Source organism: Pedobacter steynii (genome assembly GCF_900103665.1).
In the GTDB taxonomy this organism is placed as follows: domain Bacteria; phylum Bacteroidota; class Bacteroidia; order Sphingobacteriales; family Sphingobacteriaceae; genus Pedobacter; species Pedobacter steynii.
The window spans coordinates 228,115-247,861 of record NZ_FNGY01000005.1 but is presented as its reverse complement, the minus strand read 5'-3'; the positions used below and the strand labels follow the sequence as shown (position 1 = coordinate 247,861).

General features: G+C 42.9%; 12 protein-coding genes. 2 read left to right on the top strand and 10 right to left on the bottom strand.

Annotated elements, in window-relative coordinates; all coding sequences use genetic code 11:
* Positions 1–95: 95 nt before the first annotated feature.
* Entirely contained in the window at positions 96–968 is an 873-nt protein-coding gene (locus BLQ87_RS15475; RefSeq protein WP_074608385.1) for a helix-turn-helix domain-containing protein, read from the bottom strand.
* A gap of 1,176 nt (positions 969–2,144) precedes the next feature.
* Here BLQ87_RS15475 and BLQ87_RS15470 point away from each other — a divergent pair.
* Positions 2,145–2,840, top strand: coding sequence for a hypothetical protein (locus BLQ87_RS15470; RefSeq protein WP_074608382.1), 696 nt, complete (start codon positions 2,145–2,147; stop codon positions 2,838–2,840).
* 80 nt (positions 2,841–2,920) lie between these two features.
* On the opposite strand, the gene BLQ87_RS15465 is transcribed toward BLQ87_RS15470, so the two are convergent.
* From BLQ87_RS15465 to BLQ87_RS15435, 7 genes are all read right to left on the bottom strand, one after another.
* Positions 2,921–6,466, bottom strand: coding sequence for a response regulator (locus BLQ87_RS15465; RefSeq protein WP_074608380.1), 3,546 nt, complete (start codon positions 6,464–6,466; stop codon positions 2,921–2,923).
* 96 nt (positions 6,467–6,562) lie between these two features.
* Positions 6,563–8,881, bottom strand: coding sequence for a glycoside hydrolase family 20 protein (locus tag BLQ87_RS15460; RefSeq protein ID WP_074608984.1), 2,319 nt, complete (start codon positions 8,879–8,881; stop codon positions 6,563–6,565).
* Positions 8,882–9,058: 177 nt separating this feature from the next.
* Positions 9,059–10,480, bottom strand: a complete 1,422-nt coding sequence (locus BLQ87_RS15455; RefSeq protein WP_074608378.1) for a glycoside hydrolase family 125 protein — start codon at positions 10,478–10,480, stop codon at positions 9,059–9,061.
* A gap of 96 nt (positions 10,481–10,576) precedes the next feature.
* Positions 10,577–13,306, bottom strand: coding sequence for a COG1470 family protein (locus BLQ87_RS15450; RefSeq protein ID WP_074608375.1), 2,730 nt, complete (start codon positions 13,304–13,306; stop codon positions 10,577–10,579).
* An 83-nt stretch (positions 13,307–13,389) separates the two neighbouring features.
* Complete coding sequence (locus BLQ87_RS15445) at positions 13,390–13,920, bottom strand: hypothetical protein (RefSeq protein ID WP_074608373.1); 531 nt, start codon at positions 13,918–13,920, stop codon at positions 13,390–13,392.
* A 181-nt stretch (positions 13,921–14,101) separates the two neighbouring features.
* Complete coding sequence (locus BLQ87_RS15440; protein WP_074608371.1) at positions 14,102–14,590, bottom strand: hypothetical protein; 489 nt, start codon at positions 14,588–14,590, stop codon at positions 14,102–14,104.
* Between the two features lies 1 nt (position 14,591).
* Positions 14,592–15,113 (bottom strand): hypothetical protein, encoded by a 522-nt coding sequence (locus BLQ87_RS15435; protein WP_074608369.1) that lies wholly within the window; start codon positions 15,111–15,113, stop codon positions 14,592–14,594.
* A 106-nt stretch (positions 15,114–15,219) separates the two neighbouring features.
* Here BLQ87_RS15435 and BLQ87_RS15430 point away from each other — a divergent pair, with 106 nt between their 5' ends.
* Positions 15,220–16,032, top strand: coding sequence for a fimbrial biogenesis chaperone (locus BLQ87_RS15430; RefSeq protein WP_143010457.1), 813 nt, complete (start codon positions 15,220–15,222; stop codon positions 16,030–16,032).
* Between the two features lies 1 nt (position 16,033).
* Here the strand turns inward: BLQ87_RS15430 and BLQ87_RS15425 are convergent, their stop codons facing one another.
* Together BLQ87_RS15425 and BLQ87_RS15420 are read right to left on the bottom strand one after the other, a co-directional pair.
* The gene (locus BLQ87_RS15425; RefSeq protein WP_083361895.1) at positions 16,034–18,409 is read right to left on the bottom strand and encodes a patatin-like phospholipase family protein; all 2,376 of its coding nucleotides are present in this window, start codon (positions 18,407–18,409) and stop codon (positions 16,034–16,036) included.
* 76 nt (positions 18,410–18,485) lie between these two features.
* Positions 18,486–19,745 carry a DUF2264 domain-containing protein gene (locus BLQ87_RS15420; RefSeq protein WP_074608978.1) on the bottom strand — a complete coding sequence of 420 codons (1,260 nt, stop codon included), beginning with the start codon at positions 19,743–19,745 and terminating at the stop codon, positions 18,486–18,488.
* Positions 19,746–19,747: the final 2 nt, after the last annotated feature.

Here is a 19,747-nt window from a genome sequence, read left to right as displayed (position 1 = left end):
TGTATCGTTAGAAAACCGCAACAATGGGTCAACGGTGTGGGACATTCGACATCCCAGCTGGGAGCAACGTTTCTTTTCAGGAAAAATTAACACTGCTAGCCCGCATTTTTCAGCCCGCGATAATCAGAAGGTGTACAACCTGTTTTTTCTTTAAAATACCTGTTGAATGAAGTTTTCGAATTAAATCCACATTCATAGGCCAGAGACTCTATAGTAAACTGAGCTCCTGCCTCCTCCAGAAGTTCCATTGCATGTGCAATCCGATAGTCGGCAATCACCTGATAAAAGCTCCTTCCCAGATGGACATTGAGCAACTGAGAGAAATGGTGTTTCGGGATCTCCGTTTCCTTTGCCAGCACCGCTAAAGACAGTGCCGGTTTAAGGTAAATCTTTGAAGTTTTAAGGTGACTGTGCAGTTTATACTCATATGCTTTTAACGTTTCTTCTTCCAGGCCTGATTTGGAATAACGCGAAGGCGACAGCTTTTCCTGGTCGGATTGCAAAGGCGCCTTTTGTAGCAAGAGGTAGCGGAACAAAAGTCCGGACACCATTACCTGGGTTCCATACAGCAAAGCCAAAGGATTAAATGCAAATTCTAGCTTTATCCAAAAGGAATCAATCGCCAGCAATGCGACGATGAACGCCCAGGCTCCTTCAATAATGATCATCTGGCTAATTAAACGGTCTTTTTCAGGAGCGGCAGGTGGCACTGCCTTCATTTTATAGCCGGTAAAAAACGCATAAGAAACCAAAGAAAGGGATAAACTGAGGTGATGAAAGGAATTGATCATCAACCTTCGGCTGTGCCATTCGCCACTTTCTTCCGGCAGGCCGTACGTCAAAGTCACATACAACAAGGTTAAAAAGAGGAAAGGAATGCTGTGGACTAAAACCGTCTTCACAGGGATTTGCTTTTCTCCCGCCGTCAGATATAGAAAATAAAATAACGGTCCGTACAGGAGGGCCATCGGGCTCCCAATTTCATTGGGCAACCAGTTACTGATAAAATACAGATGAGTTAGCTTATAAATAACATGCAATAAGGAAAGGCCAAGAATGAGCCGGATGCACTTATTAAAATTATTTTCAGATTTGCTTATTCGGAGTACAGCACCCACTATTAGAATATGAAAACCTATAATTAAGAGTATAAATTTCATTATTTCGAGCGTAACGTCTAATTTAAAAGCAAACTTAAACAATAATATTCAATGAGTTACCCGTATTTCCCGCAAAGAAAAGACCCCGTATTTCCCGCAAAAAAGCAATTTATCAAAATAACAAGGGAAATAGAAAAGCTCCTGTAATTCTTTTACAGCGGCTTTTCCGGGTATTTAAACGGACATCAATTATTTGCTGTATCCTGGTGTTTGTGTCAATACACCTTTTTTGATCGGTCAATCTGACTCTGCGAAGCCGGCATCAGGTACAGTTTATCCGTCCAAACCCTTTCCTGAACCTGTTAAGAATATTTAAGCCAATGTTGCGTATAGTAATCCCTAAATAAAGGTCCATAAGGGACTGACTTTATGCAAACGGTTGTGTTTAAATAGGTGGATAACGAAATATTTAAGGCAAATCAGCTGAGGGTAAATTTTTGGGGTTTACTCACAAAAAAATATAATGCTTTAAGTCATAGGAATTAGGGTAGAAAAGTTACCAAAACCATTTTTACCGCATGGGAACGAGTAATTTTATCTAAACGAAAATATCTGAACTAAAAAACCGGGATTTCACGCAAACGATTGAATACAGTTTTAAGCTTCATTCAGGCGCTGTTTTTCTTTGTTCCAATTCCCTTTATTTTCGTCACAAAACAGGATCTAAAACCTAAATAAACTCAAACTTTTCTTTTTCTCTAAATCGGAGTACCAAAGGCAATAAAGGCCAAAACAACAGCCATAACGCATTAAATATCTGAAAGTTAAGCCAAAACAGCATTTGACGTATTAAATATAATGGTCAAATAATCAATTGAAATAACAAACCAACAAAAGGCAAAAAAACTGACCAGACTATCAGCCAGTTAGCGACTGAAAAAGCTCTAATGACAATAATTTGACATAAATAATTCTATTAAGCCTACTTTTGCACCCGTAAATTTTACAGTTAATTAACATCTATTTAACACTTAACACACATTTATGAAAAAAGTATTATTATTTTTAGGAATGACTATTTTTGGAGTAGCAGCACAAGCACAGGATTTCAAACCAGTTGCAGGTGACGTTACAACTGAATTTGGTTTAACAGGCGGTATTAACAACACAGATTTCAAATTGAATGATGGTGCTGCTTTATTACGTTTCCGTTATTTCAACAAAGAAAAAGTTGCTTACCGTTTAGGTTTCAATGTAAGCTCAACTAATGATAAAACTAACGCTTATGGTGCTGATGCCAATCAAAAAGGTACTTTCACTCAAAAAGCAACTAACGTATTGATCAACTTAGGTATCGAGAAACACTTCACTGGTACTGACCGTTTATCTCCTTACGTAGGTGGTGATATCCTTTTCGGAACAGGTTCAAGAACAGAAACTTCTGAAAACACAACCAACAAAGGTGTTACTTATACAAAAGACATTTTCAACGAAACTAAAGGTCCAGGTTATGTATCTTTCGGTCTTCGTGGAGTTGTTGGTGCTGATTATTACATCGCAAAACGTATGTATTTAGGTGTTGAAGCTGGTTTAGGTCTTGTTTACGAAAAAGAAGGAAAAACTAAAACTACAGCTACAGCTGCTGGTGTTACGACTACTGTTGAGCACAAATCAGCAGGAAGCTCTTTCAACATCAAACCAAGTGTAATCACTGGTGTTCGTGTTGGTTTTGCATTCTAAATAAAAAACTGATCTGATCAGTTTTAAGATAAATAAGGCTGTCTGAGCGGTATGAAATTCATACCCTTCAGACAGCCTTATTATTTTAACCAGTTTCTAAATGCCTGTGCAATTTCATCCTCCAGCACCGGCTTCGACAAGAAGTCGTTCATTCCAGCCAGGATACACTTCTCTTTTTCACCTTTAACATTTCCTGCAGTTAGCGCAATGATCGGCAATTCTTTCAGCAACAACTGCTCTCTGATGTATGTTGCGGCTTCATAGCCGTTCATTTCCGGCATTTGCACGTCCATCAGGATGATATCCGGAACCTTTGACTTACAATACTCCAGGCATTCCAATCCATTTGAGGCTTCATGGATTTCGGCATTGGGTGCAATCCTTCTGACAATGGTCTTCGCTAGCAGCATATTGATCAGGTTATCTTCCGCAATGAGGACATGGATCAGCTTTTTGCTACCCTCTGTTTGTGCAGCAGGCCCATTTCCCTTTGTTTTTTTCACCTGATACAAATGAGATAAAGCATAATACATATCCCTCATCTTAACGGGCTTGACCAAACGGCAATTGATATCCAGCTCATCGCAGGCGCGAACCACAGTATCATCGTCAGAAGAGCTGAAAAGCAAGACGATAGGCTGGGTATCCGATTTGCTGTTAAATCGTTTTCGGATTTGCCTGATGGTTTCCAATCCGTCCATTTCCGGCATATGGTAATCCATCAGGATCACATCAAACTGAGCTCCTTTATTGAGCAATTCAATTGCCTCAAAACCATCCTTCACTGCAACCGAGCTGATTCCTCTGAGCAAGAGCATCTGTTCAATGATGATTCTATTGTTCTCATTGTCATCGACCACCAATACCCTTTTAATCATAGAAAGGTCGGTCCACTCGAGAGGGTCCCCTTCTTCCGCCTTCAGCTTGATGTCAAAGAAAAAAGTACTTCCATTTCCCGGGCTGCTGATCAATTCCAGCTTGCTTCCCATCAAACCTAACAGCTGATTGGAGATGGTCAGTCCGAGCCCTGTTCCTCCATATTTTTTTGTGGTAGAGCCATCTTCCTGAGAAAAGGCTTCAAATATCTGATGTTGTTTTGCCAATTTAATACCGATTCCGGTATCCCTCACCTGAAAGCGAAACAGGGTATGGTCTTCCGATGGCGCTTCCAGTGCGACGATCTTTAGTTCTATCTCGCCGTTTTCCGTAAACTTTACCGCATTGCTCAATAGATTGATCAACACCTGTTTCAACCTTACCTCGTCTGTCCATATAAAACGGGGCAGATCTTCAGAGACGTTCAACAACATTTCCAGACTCTTACTTTGTGCCTGATAGGTATTGATGTCAACAGCCTGACTCGACAGTTCATAGAGGTCACATTTCTCGATATCCAGTTCCAGTTTCCCTGACTCGATCTTAGAGAAGTCCAAAATATCATTAATGATGCCTAACAACGCGTTTGCAGACTCATTCACGATGGTCAGGTATTGTTCTTGTGTTGGACTTAAAACTGTTTTCAGCACCAGGTCGGTAAAACCGATCACGCCATTTAACGGCGTCCGGATTTCATGGCTCATGTTGGCCAGGAATTCGGATTTCGCAAGACTGGCCTGTTCTGCCTGTTCTTTTGCTTTATGCAGCTCCCCTCTTTGTCTGCTGCTTTCAGTAATGTCCTGAGTAAACATCATAATGCCCCCTACAGATCCATCAAACTGATACCAGGGCCGGACCTCCCAGCGAAGGCATTGGTCATCATCCCAACCCGTCGGCCGCCAGATGTCCATATCTTTTTTAATGACCTCTCCCTTCAGACAGCTGCTGTGAATGTCCTTCCATTCCTGGGTTATATTAGGAAAGACCTCATAATGAGATCTTCCAAGAATTGGCGTTTCCTCCAAATGGTATTCTTCGATCCAGCGGTTACTTGCCGCAATATAGCGCAGCTTCTTATCAAACATCGCTACTGCTGCCGGTGCATGGGTAACAAAAGCCAGGAGCCTTGCTTTCTCTTCAAATAAGGCTATTTCTGCCCTCTTTTTATCCGTGATGTCCTGAAATGTACCGAAGATCCGCTTGCAGTTTTCATTTTCAAATTCCACATGCCCCAACGACCTGACCCAACGTTCATTTCCCTTTGCACTGACCATCATCAGCTCAAGATCCCAGGTTTCCCCATTAGTCATGGCTAATTCCATCGCCCTGCGGATTTTGTCCCTATGCTCTCCTTCCTTATAAAAATGAAGGGCTGTTTCCAGTTCAGGTTCAAAATCATATTCGACTTCATATATTTGCTTCGTCACTTCAGACCAGGTCACTTTATTTAGTCCGACATCCAGGTCCCATCCGCCGATCTGTGCCATGCGGTTGGTTTGCTCTAACATCTTTTTGGTCCGGTCCAGGGCTTGTTCCAAACGGTGCTTTCCTGTGACATCGATAGAGTTCACAATCACATATTGATTGCCCCCAGAACCAGATTCCACCAAATTATTATACAGCCAGACCTTGTGTGAACCATTTTTATGAAGGGTAGTCATCAATCCTGATGAAGTTCTGTTATTCTTAATTTCTTTAAGGTAAGTCTGTAAATGCGGATGGTGTTTTACTGGGATCAGTTCAAACATACTCATCCTGCAGAACTCTTCTGTCGTATAGCCCAGCAACGCTGCACCTGCAGTATTGACTGCTTTAAATTGACCTTCCAGATCATGGGTACACATTAAGCCCTGAGAATTTTCAAAAAAAGACCTCAGGTTATGTTCACTTTCTTTGACCTGAGCTATCCTCAGATTTTCCTGCGTAACGTCCCTTCCTATCGCAAAGACGTTTTTTGTACCCGGTTCTGGTGTAACCGTCCATTGCAGAGTCCTGTAATCGCCATCAAAAGTTCTGCACCTTGCAGAAAAACTGGTGGTCGTATCTCCGGCAGATAGCTTTTCCAGCGCAGTGAGGCAGGGCTGCAAATCATCGGGATGAATAAAAGTCAACAGGCTATTGCTGAGCAGGTATTCCGTGCTCCAACCCAACACCCGCTTGAATGCAGGATTAACACGTCTTAGAAAGGCATCCAGACCAGAGATACAAATCAGGTCATTAGACAATTGATAAAAGTTATCAAAAAAACGGCTTTCCGCTGCTTTTCTTCTCTGCACAATCAACTCCATGGCTTGATCAGCCAGCAGGGACAATGCATTCTTTTGTACCGTACTCAGGACTTTCGGACTGGGACTCAACACGCATAAAGAGCCCAGGGCATGGCCGCCGGGATCTACCAGGGGATATCCCGCATAAAATCTGATATGTGGCTCCCCCTTTACATGCACACTGTCTTTAAATCTTTCATCTTTGCTGGCATCTTCTATTTCAAAAATTCCGGGATTTAGAATCGTATATTGACAAAAAGCAAGTTCTCTCGGGGTTTCCTGTTCCTGGATTCCTACTTTAGACTTAAACCATTGCCTGTTTTTATCAAGCAAGGCGATCATGGAAACCGGGCTTTCGCAGATTAAGGAAGCCAGCTCAGTAATTCTGTCGAATTCTTTTTCCGCTCCTGAATCCAGAAGTTCATAACTTTTTAGAGCAAGTAATCTTTCTTTTTCCTTCGGCGGGAGATGGGGTATTTTCATAGGGATGAATTCTCTCAAGGGCAATGTTATTTGCGCTATAACAAATATAACATTACCCCATTAATATCCAACCCCTTTCAGATTGTTCAAATCTGCCTATTTTGTAACGATGATTTCATCCGCAAACAACCAGGCAGGCTTTCCTTCCCCGCTATGGCCTTTTGGCAAAGCTTCCAGCACTTTAGCCGTCACCCGGATAAAACGGGCCTTCTTCTGCGCAAAAGCGGCTTGAAAGTCATAGATTAAAGTCATCTTTTCTTCCGGAGAAACCGGACTGTTGATGATTTTCGGGTCCCTGAACGTAATGCCATCATCGGAAAGCTCAAACTTTACCCACCTTGGCATCATGATCCAGTCTTTATAATTCTGCAAACAACCCAGGCTAATATTCCCGATACTGGTTTCTGCCCCCAGATCTATCGTTGCGATTAGGTCCTGCCCACTGAATCCATGCCAGTATTTATTAACCGCAGCTGTTCCACGAATTCCATCTGTTAATGAATTCGGGCCATCTGCCAGGTAATTTGGACTCACCGGGTTGGTATAAACCACCTTTTTAGCTGTTGCCTGATGAAAAACAAAGGATTGTTTGGCAGGAACCAATCCCATTACAGTTCCGTTTACTGCATAAACAGCTTTTAATGTCGCCGTAGCATCAATCTTTACCGGTCCGGTATATTTAAGACTCCCTATAGTAGGCTGTTCTCCATCAAGGGTATAAAAAATCTGTCCGTCAATGGCATCCGACAGTAGTTCGGCAGTTAATTTCCCATTACTGATGGCCGGCTTTATGGCAACGGTATAATTCCCAGGCGAAAAATGATATCCTTTTTGTTCAAAGCCATTAAAATGATACTTCAACCGTTCAGAAAATCCATTCCAGTTTTTTGCTTGTGCCGGCGACCACACCACTTCGGCCAAAGCCAACATACGCGGCAGCATCATGTACTCCAGATGTTCCTTTGTCCTGATATGTTCTGTCCAGATATTAGCCTGAGCACCCAGGACATATTTAGCATGTTCTCCATCGAGTTCTTTAGGGATAGGTTCGTAATTGTAGACTTTTTTAACAGTATTGAATCCTCCGAAAGCCAGAGGCTCTCCCTCGGGACCAGCCTGATAATGGTCAAAATAAAGGGGACTCCCCGGGGTCATGACCACATCATGTTTCATTTTTGCAGCTTCTATTCCCCCCGCTTCTCCCCTCCAGCTCATTACAGTCGCCTCCGGAGCCAATCCACCTTCCAAAATCTCATCCCAGCCAATCATTTTCCTTTTTTTACCGATCAGAAATTTTTCCATCCTGGTAATGAAGTAACTTTGCAATTCGTTTTCATTTTTCAGGCCCAGCGTTTTCATTCTTGCCTGACAACGCGGACAGCTTTTCCAGGAAGTTTTATCCACTTCATCACCTCCGATATGGATATATTTTGAAGGAAAAAGAGCCACGACCTCTGTTAACACCTCTTCCAGAAAAGTAAAGACTTCTTCGTTCCCCGCACAGTAATTCGAGGATGCTCCTGTAAAATTACCCCCTGTTAAGGGCAACTGAGGGTGCTGACTGCAGCTGAGATTCGGATAAGCAGCAATGGCAGAAGCCACATGCCCTGGCATTTCTATCTCCGGTACAATATTTACATTTCTAACCGCAGCATAAGCAATGATCTCTTTTATTTGTTTCTGGGTATAATACCCACCATAAGTAGCTTCCTGCCCAGGCATTGCCTGTGGCCTGGTATCCCAGGGAAAAGCAGTTTGATCTACTCTCCAGGCGCCAACATCTGTTAAGGCAGGGTATTTTTTGATCTCTATCCTCCATCCCTGATCATCTACCAGGTGCCAGTGAAAAGTATTGACCTTATATGCGGCAATGAGGTCTATGTATTCCTTCACCATCTCTGCCGAGAAGAAATGGCGTCCCACATCCAGGTGCATTCCACGCCATTTAAAGCGGGGATAATCAGTGATTTCCATTGCAGGCACCTTCAGTTCCCTATTCGTTTGTACCTGAGGCAGGGTTTGAAACAGACTTTGCATTCCGTAAATAATTCCTGCACGTCCGTTTGCTGCAATCTGAACACCTTCTTTATTAACGGTCAGGGTATATCCTTCATCACCGATCACCGGGTTATCGATAATTTTCAGGGTGATGGCATTTAGGTTGTTCTTTTTTAACTGCAAATCGCAATCAGAGATCCCCCGGATATAGCTTTGAAGAAAGGCTGCCGCAGGTTTCAATACTTTTTTATCACCATCCAGACTGATGGTTGTTTCTTTATTGATTACAAAATCACCTTCCAGCAAACGAAGGCTAACCGGCTGTGGAATAATACTTACTTTTTTCTGCTGCGTAAACCCGGTCAATCCGGCGCATAAAAGAATCAGGATCAGGGAGGTTCTGGATAATAATTTCATGGCTTCAAGGGAGGAAATTTTATCAAACAATTATTTAACCATTCCTGCAAAATATTAAGCAATTTTGGCCAAAAAAGGTTTTAGCACCCGATGTATAACCGCACAAAAAAGCCTTCTGAATTTATTTTCAGAAGGCTGATATTTCTTTTAGCGCGTTAGCCCAGGTCTTTTAAAGTGTTAGCCCAACAGGTGCGGTCTTTCTTTATAAGTTTTCCAAAGGAACTCACCAAAGATGGTATTGGACCATGCAAACCAGGCACGGGTAAATTTCTTAGGGTCGTTTTTATGGAAAGATTCATGCATAAAACCAGTATCGCCATGCGTAGACTGCAACATCTGAAGACACAACTTAATTTCGTTATCGTCCGAGCTGGTGAGCCCTCTTGCAATGATGCTCATTGGCCAGATCATATCTTTACCTATGTGCGGACCACCGATTCCTTCTGCAGCAGACCCTTTAAAGAAGAAAGGATTGTCTTCTACAGAATGGATCATTTTACGGGTATTCTGATATACCGGATCATCTGCCGGCACTGCACCTAAATATGGGAGGGCAAGTAAACTCGGGATATTCGCATCGTCCATCAGGTTGAAGCTTCCCATTCCGTTAACCTCAAATGCATATACTTTGCCAAATTTTTCGTGGTTAATGATGGCATGCTTCTGTAAAGCATCCTGAACTTCTGTTGCCAGTGCATCCAGGTCTTTTGCCGTTTGTTCGTCTGCTTTTATCGCTCTGAAGATTTCAGCAGCCTGCTTTAAGCTCACCACCGCGAAGAAGTTCGAAGGCACCAAAAAGGAGAATACGGTGGCATCATCGCTTGGTCTGAAAGAAGAACAGATTAAGCCTACAGGTTTCACCGGATATCCGTATCCCGCCATAGCAACGCCATCAGTAGCCCATGAAGTTTTACGCTGGAAAGTATAAGGCCCGTCGTTTTCCTTGCGCTGCTGCTCTTTAAAGGTCTTTAAAATCAATTTTACCGAAGCCTGCCAGTCTGCACCGAAAGGAGTGGTATCTTTTGTTTCCTGCCAGTAATGGTAAGCCAAACGAATCGGATAACAAAGAGAATCAATCTCCCATTTCCGTTCATGTAGCCCCGGCTTCATATCAGTCACATCATCCTTCCATTCCCCTACTTTGTTCGGGTCATTGTAAAAGGCATTCGCATAAGGATCTTTAAGCACACATTTTACCTGGTGATTAATCACCCCCTGAACGAGATTTTTTAAAGGTTTATCTTTTTGTAAAAAAGGAAGATACGGCCATACCTGCGCAGTGCTATCCCGCAGCCACATCGCATCAATATCACCGGTAATCACATAAGTATCCGGTTTACCCGCCGTCTCCGTATAAGTAACAGTAGTGTCTAAGGTATTCGGGAAACAATTATTGAATAACCAGGCCAGTTCTTTATTTTTTACTTTGGATGTAAATTCAGTGATGGCACTTTCTACAGCTTTACTGCTAAAGTGACGTTTCGCCAATGGAACCCTTACAGTAGGAAAACCTGGTTCTGCAGCAAATGACACCAGGTCACTGGCCAATAACCCAGCCCCGAGTAATCCTGCTTTTTGAATAAATGATCTTCTTCTCATTTTTTAATATTTGGTTGTAATTACTTTAAATCAATTAGCACACAAAACGAAGATAGGAAAGATTTAAATAGTTTTAGCAACTATAAAATGGAAGATTTAATATTGTTTTCTAATATTGATTTGACGCTTACGCTCCCGCACTTCAAAGATGAGGTGTTCTGAATTTTTATGCAGCAGATCGGCATTAAAAGTATCGGAAAGCAACCTGAAATCTTCATCAAAGACGTTGCTGCTGATCCGCACTTTATAGGTATCCTGAGGCAGGTTAATAAAAAACTCACCGCTTTCTGTCGTCAATGTACTAAAGCTCTCTCCACTTGAACTGGTCATATTGATCCTGATATTACCAGGACGAAAGACCAGGTTGGAGCGCGGATCCTTTTGAACATTCAATTTCCCGGAGAGGTAGTGACTCTGACTAAAAGGGATATAAACGGTCTGCGAACTGCGGACTTCATAATGCTGACGGAAGCCATTTCTGGGCATCCATCCCTTCACCGTATTTACCCGGCTCAGGTCTACATCATATTCGCCCGCTTTAATGTTTTTATAACTAAGCTCCCCTTTTTTATTACTCAGGAAATTCTGTGCAGCGATTCCGATCGCAGCATCCGGGATACTTTCATCTCCAAGATCATAAATTCCGTTGCTGTTAAAATCTTTAAAAACGAGGATTTTCAGCGTCACAAAGCGTTTGACTCCCAGCAGCGGCACATTGAAATTTTTGCGGATACTCATGCTCACATAATCGGACCTGTTTCCTGAGATGGCCCCTACATTTTTGGAACCAAAAATACGGAAAGACAAGCCTTTGCTGTTCAGGTCCATACTTAAATCTCCACGCGCCATGAATTCCGGAACAGGTAGGGAACGATCATCGGTATAATCCATTTGTAACCTGAAATGCAAAATTTCTTTAAAAAAAGATTGCTCATAATAGGGTGAAAACTGAAGCCTTCTGGTAGAATAACCATTGTTCAGGTAATTCACAAAATCAAAATAATAAGAAGGTCCATTGTCCAGTCTGACAAAGAACCCATAGTTTCTTGCAGCAAGGGTGGCATAAGCATTAAGGCTATACCCCGCCTTTGCTGAAGGATCATCCGGAGCCTGATTTCTCAATAGGTTTCCTGAAAATGAAGCCGACAGGTTGTTGCTAAATTCCTTTCCTGCATTAAAATTCAGCTTGTAAGACCTGATCAGGAGCAGGTCACTGGACGACTGTACCTGATTGATCACTGAGCTGATCAAGGTAACGTACCCTTTATCGAACTTCCAGCCTGTCTTCAGTCCGTATTCTGCAATACGACCACCTAACAATTGCCTTAATACCGTACCTGTATCCAAAGCAGGATTGAGCTGCCGTTCGTTATAGTCGAACAACAGGCCCAGCGATAACTGCTTAAAATGGTAGGTCAGTTCATTATTGGATTGCCTTAAACCACGGTTAATCCCGGGAAAGTTGACGTCTGTAGCAGTGATGCCAAACCTTCCTGTTAAATTCGGACCGCTATAGCTATAAGTCGCCCCAAGGGTACTTCCCGTTTTTCTCAGCGGCTCACTGAACCGGTAAAACTCTTCCCTGCTGATTCCTGCACGAAGAATGAGGCGGCTATATTTTCTCCAGCCCAGCTCGTAAGTACTCATATTGAGTACACTGTTGATCTTATTTTCCCGGTCAAAGCTCGCGAGGGTCTGGCTCTCCAGCTGCTGATTCCCCAGGAAATTAAGCTGTTGATTCAACCTGAACAACCTGGCATCACCAAGCCTGCTGTCTACACCAAGCACCTCAGTCCGGTATCCTTTTCCATTATCAAAGCCCAGACGTGCGCCAAGACCATCGATCAGAAAATCACCAAATTCAGACTGATCTCCTACAGAAATCTTCCATTTAGGAGAATTATAATTGAGGAATGCATATCTCGAAGATCCATCAGATTGTGCATTAAAGTTATCCGTTCTGTAATTGAAATTCAGGGAACGGCCTTTATCCAAATCCAGGCTTCCGTTACTATTGATATACAATGCTTTCTGAGCGGTCGTAAAATTTTGAGCCACGAATTCAATACTTAACGGAAAGGTATACCAGCCGGAAGGGTTCTCCCGGAAAACAGTCCCAAAGCTTGAAATTCTTTGCAGGAGCAATTGGTTTTGCTTTTTTTGATCCGTCACCTGAACCATGACCTCCTGGCTTTTAAAATCATCCAGAAACTTAGCGGCGACGCTGAAACTGTAAACAAGCGTGGTGTCTTTCCCGGCAGCGAGCTTGAGGGTACTGTTCCTCGCCTGCAAAAGCGTCAGGGATGTATTGATACGAACATTTAGTTCTTCCGTTGCATTTCCTTTGTTACTGAGCAATACAAGAAAGCTATTTTCCCGGCTTGCCCTCGATAAGAGCAAATTTGGATTGAGCAATGAAACGCGCCATCTTGAATTGGCACCAACCCTTGCATAATAAGCGTAAGCTGACTTCTGTGAATATCCTGCAACGTTCAAAAACAGACGGACGCTGTAAATCGTCGCCTCTGTTTGAATAGCGGCCGCAAGCCTCATGGGCAGGGAAAGGGTTTGATTGGGGCCAAGTTCGAAGACCTTACGGTTGTCGAAAAGCAATTGCCAGCCTTCAGGAGCCTGAGCTTCGATGGTAAACTTACGAACTACCGCAGAGGTATTTCTTAAAATTACCGTATTAAAGCTATAGGTATTCCCATTTTGCTCCACCGTATCCTTCAGGAAAGTAAGGTCAATGGATTGCGCAGCAGCGGAACAGCACAGAAAAGAGACAAAAGCCAGGTAAAGCAGGCTTATACAGCGAATCTTACACATAGGATTACCGACGATTCCATCATAAGGAAAGCCCTTTTATCTGAGGGCTTTCCTTATTAAATTATGATGATGCCGGAAATTGCTTATTGATTGGTCATGGTATAGATTACACCAACAGTATATTCACCCGTCTGATAAGTATATCCGGGAACAGCCTTATAATCAAGGGTAAAGTTACCTGTACCACGTGTACCCGATGCTACTGTAATTGCCGCGCCGGTACTTGGAGGCAGGGCCTGATAGGTACCACCTGTTTTACGGATTTGCAAGACAGAAGTCGGCATTGGAGAAAGATCAGCTACTTTACTATTAGCTGTTGAAGCATAGGTAAATTCAGGTGCATTTGCAATTGCGGTTACTTTCCACAAATGGTTGGCTTTATAGTTCACTGTATTTGCAGCAGCAAGCTCAATACCACCCGCAGCATCATAATTAGCCAGGGCGTCAAAGCTAATGGTTTGTAATGTACCCGGTGTTAAGGCAAGATCGAAGACTTCTTTGATGACAATCTTCATGTTTTGGGTACGCGTAGCTGTCGTACCTGTAGCGACTTGTGCATTTACAGTCATAAGTGTCGCGCAAAAAAGTGCAACACTGAGTAAAATTTTTTTCATCGAATAATTTTGTTTGTTGGTTAATACGCAAACACAGAGACAAACGACATGCCAGTAAAATAGGTATTACTACCTATAAATGGGGAGAAAAACGTAGAAAAACAACACCACACTTTTCTCAAAACGGGGAATTTTGAGGAAAATACTTCACACGAAAATGTAACAAGTTTAAGTTAAAGTACTATTGTTGTGACACAGTAAAATAAAAATCACCAAGGTACTCCTGCGTTTCATACTGATAGCCAGGAAGTGCTCTCAGGTCGAAGACAATGGTATATAATCCCCTGTTGTTTTGAACAAAAAAGGGGGCATTGTTTTGGACGGGGGTATAGGTTGAAGCAGTTGAAGCCTTGATCCCTATCACGCTTGCTGGCATCGGCGTAGGGGTAATCTGGGGCGATAATGTGTTACTTGCCAGCGTCAACGTTAACTTCCAGGGTACATTGGCTTTAACCGTAGCTGTGATCATACCAGGTTTGGTGATCCCATTTTCATAGTTCGCCAAAGCAGAAAAATCAAAGACCGAGCTTGTACTGCTTAAAGAGACATCCAGCACCTGATATAACTGTACAGTACGACTTCTGGTCACATAACGCTGGGCCACACCTACCGATGGGATAAACGAAATAATCGATCCTATAAAAACAATCGTTCTAATGAAACCCTTCATATTAATAGTGACACAGTCTATAGTGAAACTTAAGTATGTAATTACCAGGCGCCTGGGTATAAGTATTCATTCCTGATAGTTTCACCGTCAGGTCGAACACATCTGCTGCAGTACCCGTGACATTTGTGCGTTGCACGAATTGCTGATAAGCTCCCGAAAGTGTTAGGTTACTTACGGTAATCCTGTTCTGAGGATTGGTTCCAACCAGTGCTGTCTGGACCTGAAAATTGGTTAACGGAATTGCCGTAGAAGGACTCCCTGCCAGGGAAAGCTCTGCAGCCACATACACCCTATATTTGGAATCTCGGGACAAGACATTGAGTCTGATGTTATTGGAATAAGTCTGCCCGGTTTCAAAACTATTGAGCGTACCCAGGGTAAAGTTCAGCGTTCCTTCAGAAACAACCGTTAGCTTATTTCGGGCTTCCGTTCCCAGTGCGGTACAGGGAGAAGGTGCGGCTGGCTGGGCATTCGTCCGGATGAAGAAACAAAAAAACAATATAGACAGGTATAAATATTTCATAAAACAAAGCAGCACTGTTCCTTAAGGGTTGCAAAAATCGACCCAAAATAAAAACTGCATTATTATTGCAACACCTGCAAAGATCATCCGAACACAAAATTCAATTATGAAAGCTATCTTATTCTCTTTCGTTTTAATATCAGGCCTGCTGACCTGCCCTTCTATCATAAATGCACAGCGGGTCAACATCAATCCAACCTTACTCAGCTTCAACGCAGCAGCCGGAGAGAGTTCCTCACAAACCATTACAATAGTAAACATCTCCAATGAGAAGCAAGTATTTCAATTATCCCTGGGAGATTGGTTAAGAGACAGTCTGGGCAATCACCAATACCTGAAAGCAGGGACACTGAGCCGCTCCTGTGCCAACTGGATCAAACTGGACAATTCTTTTATAGAAATAGAACCCAGAGCATCAAAAGAGGTCCGGGTTACGCTAAACACCCCAACAGATACTTTAATGCTTAAAGAGATGAAATGGGCGATGTTATTTGTTCAAAATGTAAAAGAGCAGGAAAACAGTAAAAAGAAAAAAGGAAAGGTAAATGCAGTGATCAATGAAATCTTCCGATTTGGCATTCACCTTTATCAGGTTCCTCCCGGAATCCACAACTTTGAAGCGAAGGCTATTGACCTTCGTCCCGACAAAACCCTGAAAGGCAGTTATAATTTTTTTGTCAAAAATACGGGAAACATAATGCTGCAATGCCAGGCCCGACTGGAGTTAACCAATATGGAGACCGGCGAGGAAATTAAGCTCGAACGTGTGGAGTTCCCTATTTTTCCTGATGCAAACAGAACCATTCCCCTTGCTATTCCCGCCAACCTTAAGAAAGGCCGTTACTCCGCCCTGGCCATGCTGGAATATCATGACGACATGCCACTGGAAGCTATAGAAATGACGATCGAAATCAAATAGATTAAAACTTAAAGCCAATAGACAAATACATTCTCCAGGGATTGCGGTCAAAGCCGTTGGTTCTAGCTACGGAAAAATTAATGGGGCCAACGAAGGACATATAGCCGAGTTTGGCACCATACCCGAAAAGGTAGTCGTCATTAAAGGCTACATTAAAAGGATTCCAGCCCCTATTTTCCCAACCTACATTTACCTGCGGAGTCAGATAGAAGTTCCCTTTGAAGTTGTATTGCAAGGCGAAACCAAAGGTAGTCAGGCTATTCAGTCCAACCTCCGCCCGCTTCAATCCGATAAAATTACTTTGCGTCACATCTTGTTTCCCATCTATTCCGCCTATGCTAAACTTAGCACTTTCGTACATATAGGAAGATTCAAACCCATATCTCTCCGAATAATTGAATCCCCAGGAAGCGGAAGCATTCAAAGAGAGCCTTCTATTGATCCGCTTCACAAAATTCTCGCTAAGGAAGATTCTCGCAATATTTCCCGGAAGACCATCCATAGGGTTCAGATATTGATAAATCGACTGTCCTTTTTCATCATCAGGATCTGGAACTTTCGTGCTGAGCCTGTTATTCACGAGATACTTCGCCTGAATGGTTAGTGAATTACCCCGCTTTGGAAAATACAGGTTATCTAAAGTATTTTGTCTGAAAAGAAGACCGAATGCCTGATTACTGTGGCTATACAGTGTCCGGATATCATTTCCTTCCCCAAAAACACGTTTAAGTAAATTCGGGCCTCTTTTAATCGCCTCGTTTTCATGACCCGCACTTATAGAAACGTAACTGGAACGCCCAAGGCTATATCCCAGAGACAATTCCGCATTCATCATGTTATTATAATAATTCTCATCTGCAATCAACCGGTAAAGAATAGAATTATTCTGCAATGCCTGATAACTAAAAGAAGCTTTAAGCCACATCCTGTTGTTCTCGTTAATGAACTTATAATAATCGAATCTCGCTTTAAATCGCTCCGAAAGGTCTACAGTAGCCAGAAGTCTGGATTTACTCAACAGGATATTCCGGTAAGTATAGTTTACGATCAAGCCGGCCGACTGCTCCGTATCGTAGTGAACAGATGCTTTGAAGGCGCCTGGCTTCCCTTGTTTCAGACGAACATTCATCGTCAATGCACTATCTCCATTATTCTCGAACGTATAATACACCTTATCGAAAAACTGTGTTCCATAAATGTCTGCAACGCCATCATTCACTGCTTTTACTTTTAACTCTTTTCCCGCCCCCAAGCCCAAACGTGAGGCTGCAAATTGTTCCATTACAGGAAAATCCAAAGGCTGCCCTTTATCATTCTGATAAGTGATTTTTGTGACCGGCAACTTAGGATCTTCAATGACTCTTCTTGTACTTTCCTGAGGATATTTCTTCTGTTCTTCGGCAATTTTAATCAGTTGCGGCAAGTATTTTCTCGCCTCATTCTCCCCTATTTCAATGATGCGCCTGTTCTGGTAAAAATCAGCTGTGGAGTAACCTATCAGTGCCTGAGTAAAATCAACGACTACATCTGCCATGGCTTCCTGCTTTTTCGAATCCTCTACAGACCTGAACGCATGGGTCTGGTATATTAGTTTCATTGGATTTTCAATTTCTTTCTCTGTAAAAAGACGAAATCCGGTATAACCACCAATCACAATATCTGCGCCCATTTCTTTCACTTCCTGCACCGGGAAGTTTCGGTCCAGGCCGCCATCCACCAACAAGCGTCCATCAATATATACCGGAGCAAAGGCTGCAGGTATGGCCAGTGTAGCGCGGATAGCCATCGGCAAAGAACCTTTATGCTGCAAAACCAATCCCCCATTTACAATATCCGAGGAGGTAATCGTAATGGGAATAGGTAATTTATTAAAATCGTTAATGTGTTTTACAGGATAAGTAAGCGTATTGAGGACCTCAGAAATATACTGCCCTTCAATTAGAGCCCCCGGCAATCTAGGTCTCCCTCCCGTTACCGGAAATTCGATCATATAGTTGTCATACTCGTCTTTTTCCTCAATATTGATCTGATTTAAAGGGACTTTATTACTCAGCACCCTCCGCCAGTTAATTCTCAACGCAATCTTTTTTAGCGTGTCTGGTGTGTAGCCGATGGCATAAAGTCCGCCGAAGATTCCACCGGCACTGGTTCCCGAAATATAATCGATTTTTATGCCCAGAGAATCAATCAATTTTAACAAACCGATGTGCGCCATCCCCTTTGCCCCACCGCCACTGAGTGCCAGACCAATCTTTGGGCGGTTACCCTGTTTAGGCTTTGTTTGAGAAAAAGAAGCACTGCTTAGCCATAGGCACAAGCAGATCATCAACGATAAACCGCTAGTCACTGTTTTCAACATGGGGATGTTCATTATCATGAATCAATATTCCGTCCTCTTAAATATATTTAAGGATTTCTAAATATCCGAATTTTAATATTGAAATTGATACTGATTAATAATCTACATGATAATCTTTAGCGAATTTTTCCCCTCCCCATGCTTTTCTTGCCGTCCAGTCTTCAGCCGGTGCCACCCAAAATTCGTTTGTTGCAGGTAATCCAAGAGGCAAAAAGGACAGGGTAGCCATATAAAGGCTCCCGGTAGAAGTATAATAATCAGCAATGTCCGGATCATGGCCAACGAAGCCCAATTGCAGCCATCCGTTTTCATCAAAGGTACCATCTACGTCGTACATGTTTTTTTTGACGAGCGTAAGTGCCGCGCGTACCTGTGCCGGCTTTATTGGTGTCGGCAACTGCTCCATCAGAGCAATCTGACTCAATGCCTGTAGTGCCCCTGTTCGGTAAGTGATGGACCGCCCGATTGGTGGAAAGGTTCCCTCCGGAGAGATCATCCGTTCCTGACCGATAGCATATCTCCCCATTCGGGAGAGGGCGAGCTCATATTCTTTTGATGTTGCCATTCCATGATCCACCATTACCTTTAATGTATCCACCATCATTGGGTGAATGACAAAAGAGTTATAATAATCGAAAGCCAGGTTAGGCCCATCCCCATAGCAACCATCTCCTTTATACCATTCATTTAATTTCTTTACCCCTTTATTTAACCGCTCTGTATCTGGCTCCTGACCTACTGAGAGCAGAAAAACTTCAGATATGGAACCAAACAACAACCAGTTGCTATTGAATGGTTTTCTATTTCTTAATGACTTAAATGAAGCAATTATTCTTTCTTTAGTTGCCGAATCCAGTGGCTCCCACAGTGCTTTTGGCGCACGCAAAAAAGCATGAGCCAGGTAGGCCGCGTCTACAATAGGCTGATAATCCGTTTTAAAATTTAATTGATCGGAACTTGCCGGATCGAAACAACGGGTTAGCCCTGACAACGCGTCCGTTCTCATCTTTTTACGGAATACTCCTTCTTTAGTATCGTCGTCTGGCAAGGCAAGCCATGGTGCAATCCCGGCAAAGGTCCTGCCTACAGCTTCCAGATAGGTGACATGAATAGAACGGGAGTCGAAAGAAGGTGACTTCTCTACCCTCATATTTTTCTTCAGACTGCCCTCCGCGAGATTAGCAGTGACGGGATTTGCTATTTTATACAATAATCTCCACCAATACTCCCTGTCGTTCCCCGCCATTCCCGCGAGCTCAAAAGGTTTCTTTTCGACCGCCAAAAGTGATGCTGGAGGTATCGTTCCTGCCAGTCCCATTAATGATATCGCTCCTAAAAATTTTCTTCGTTCCATAG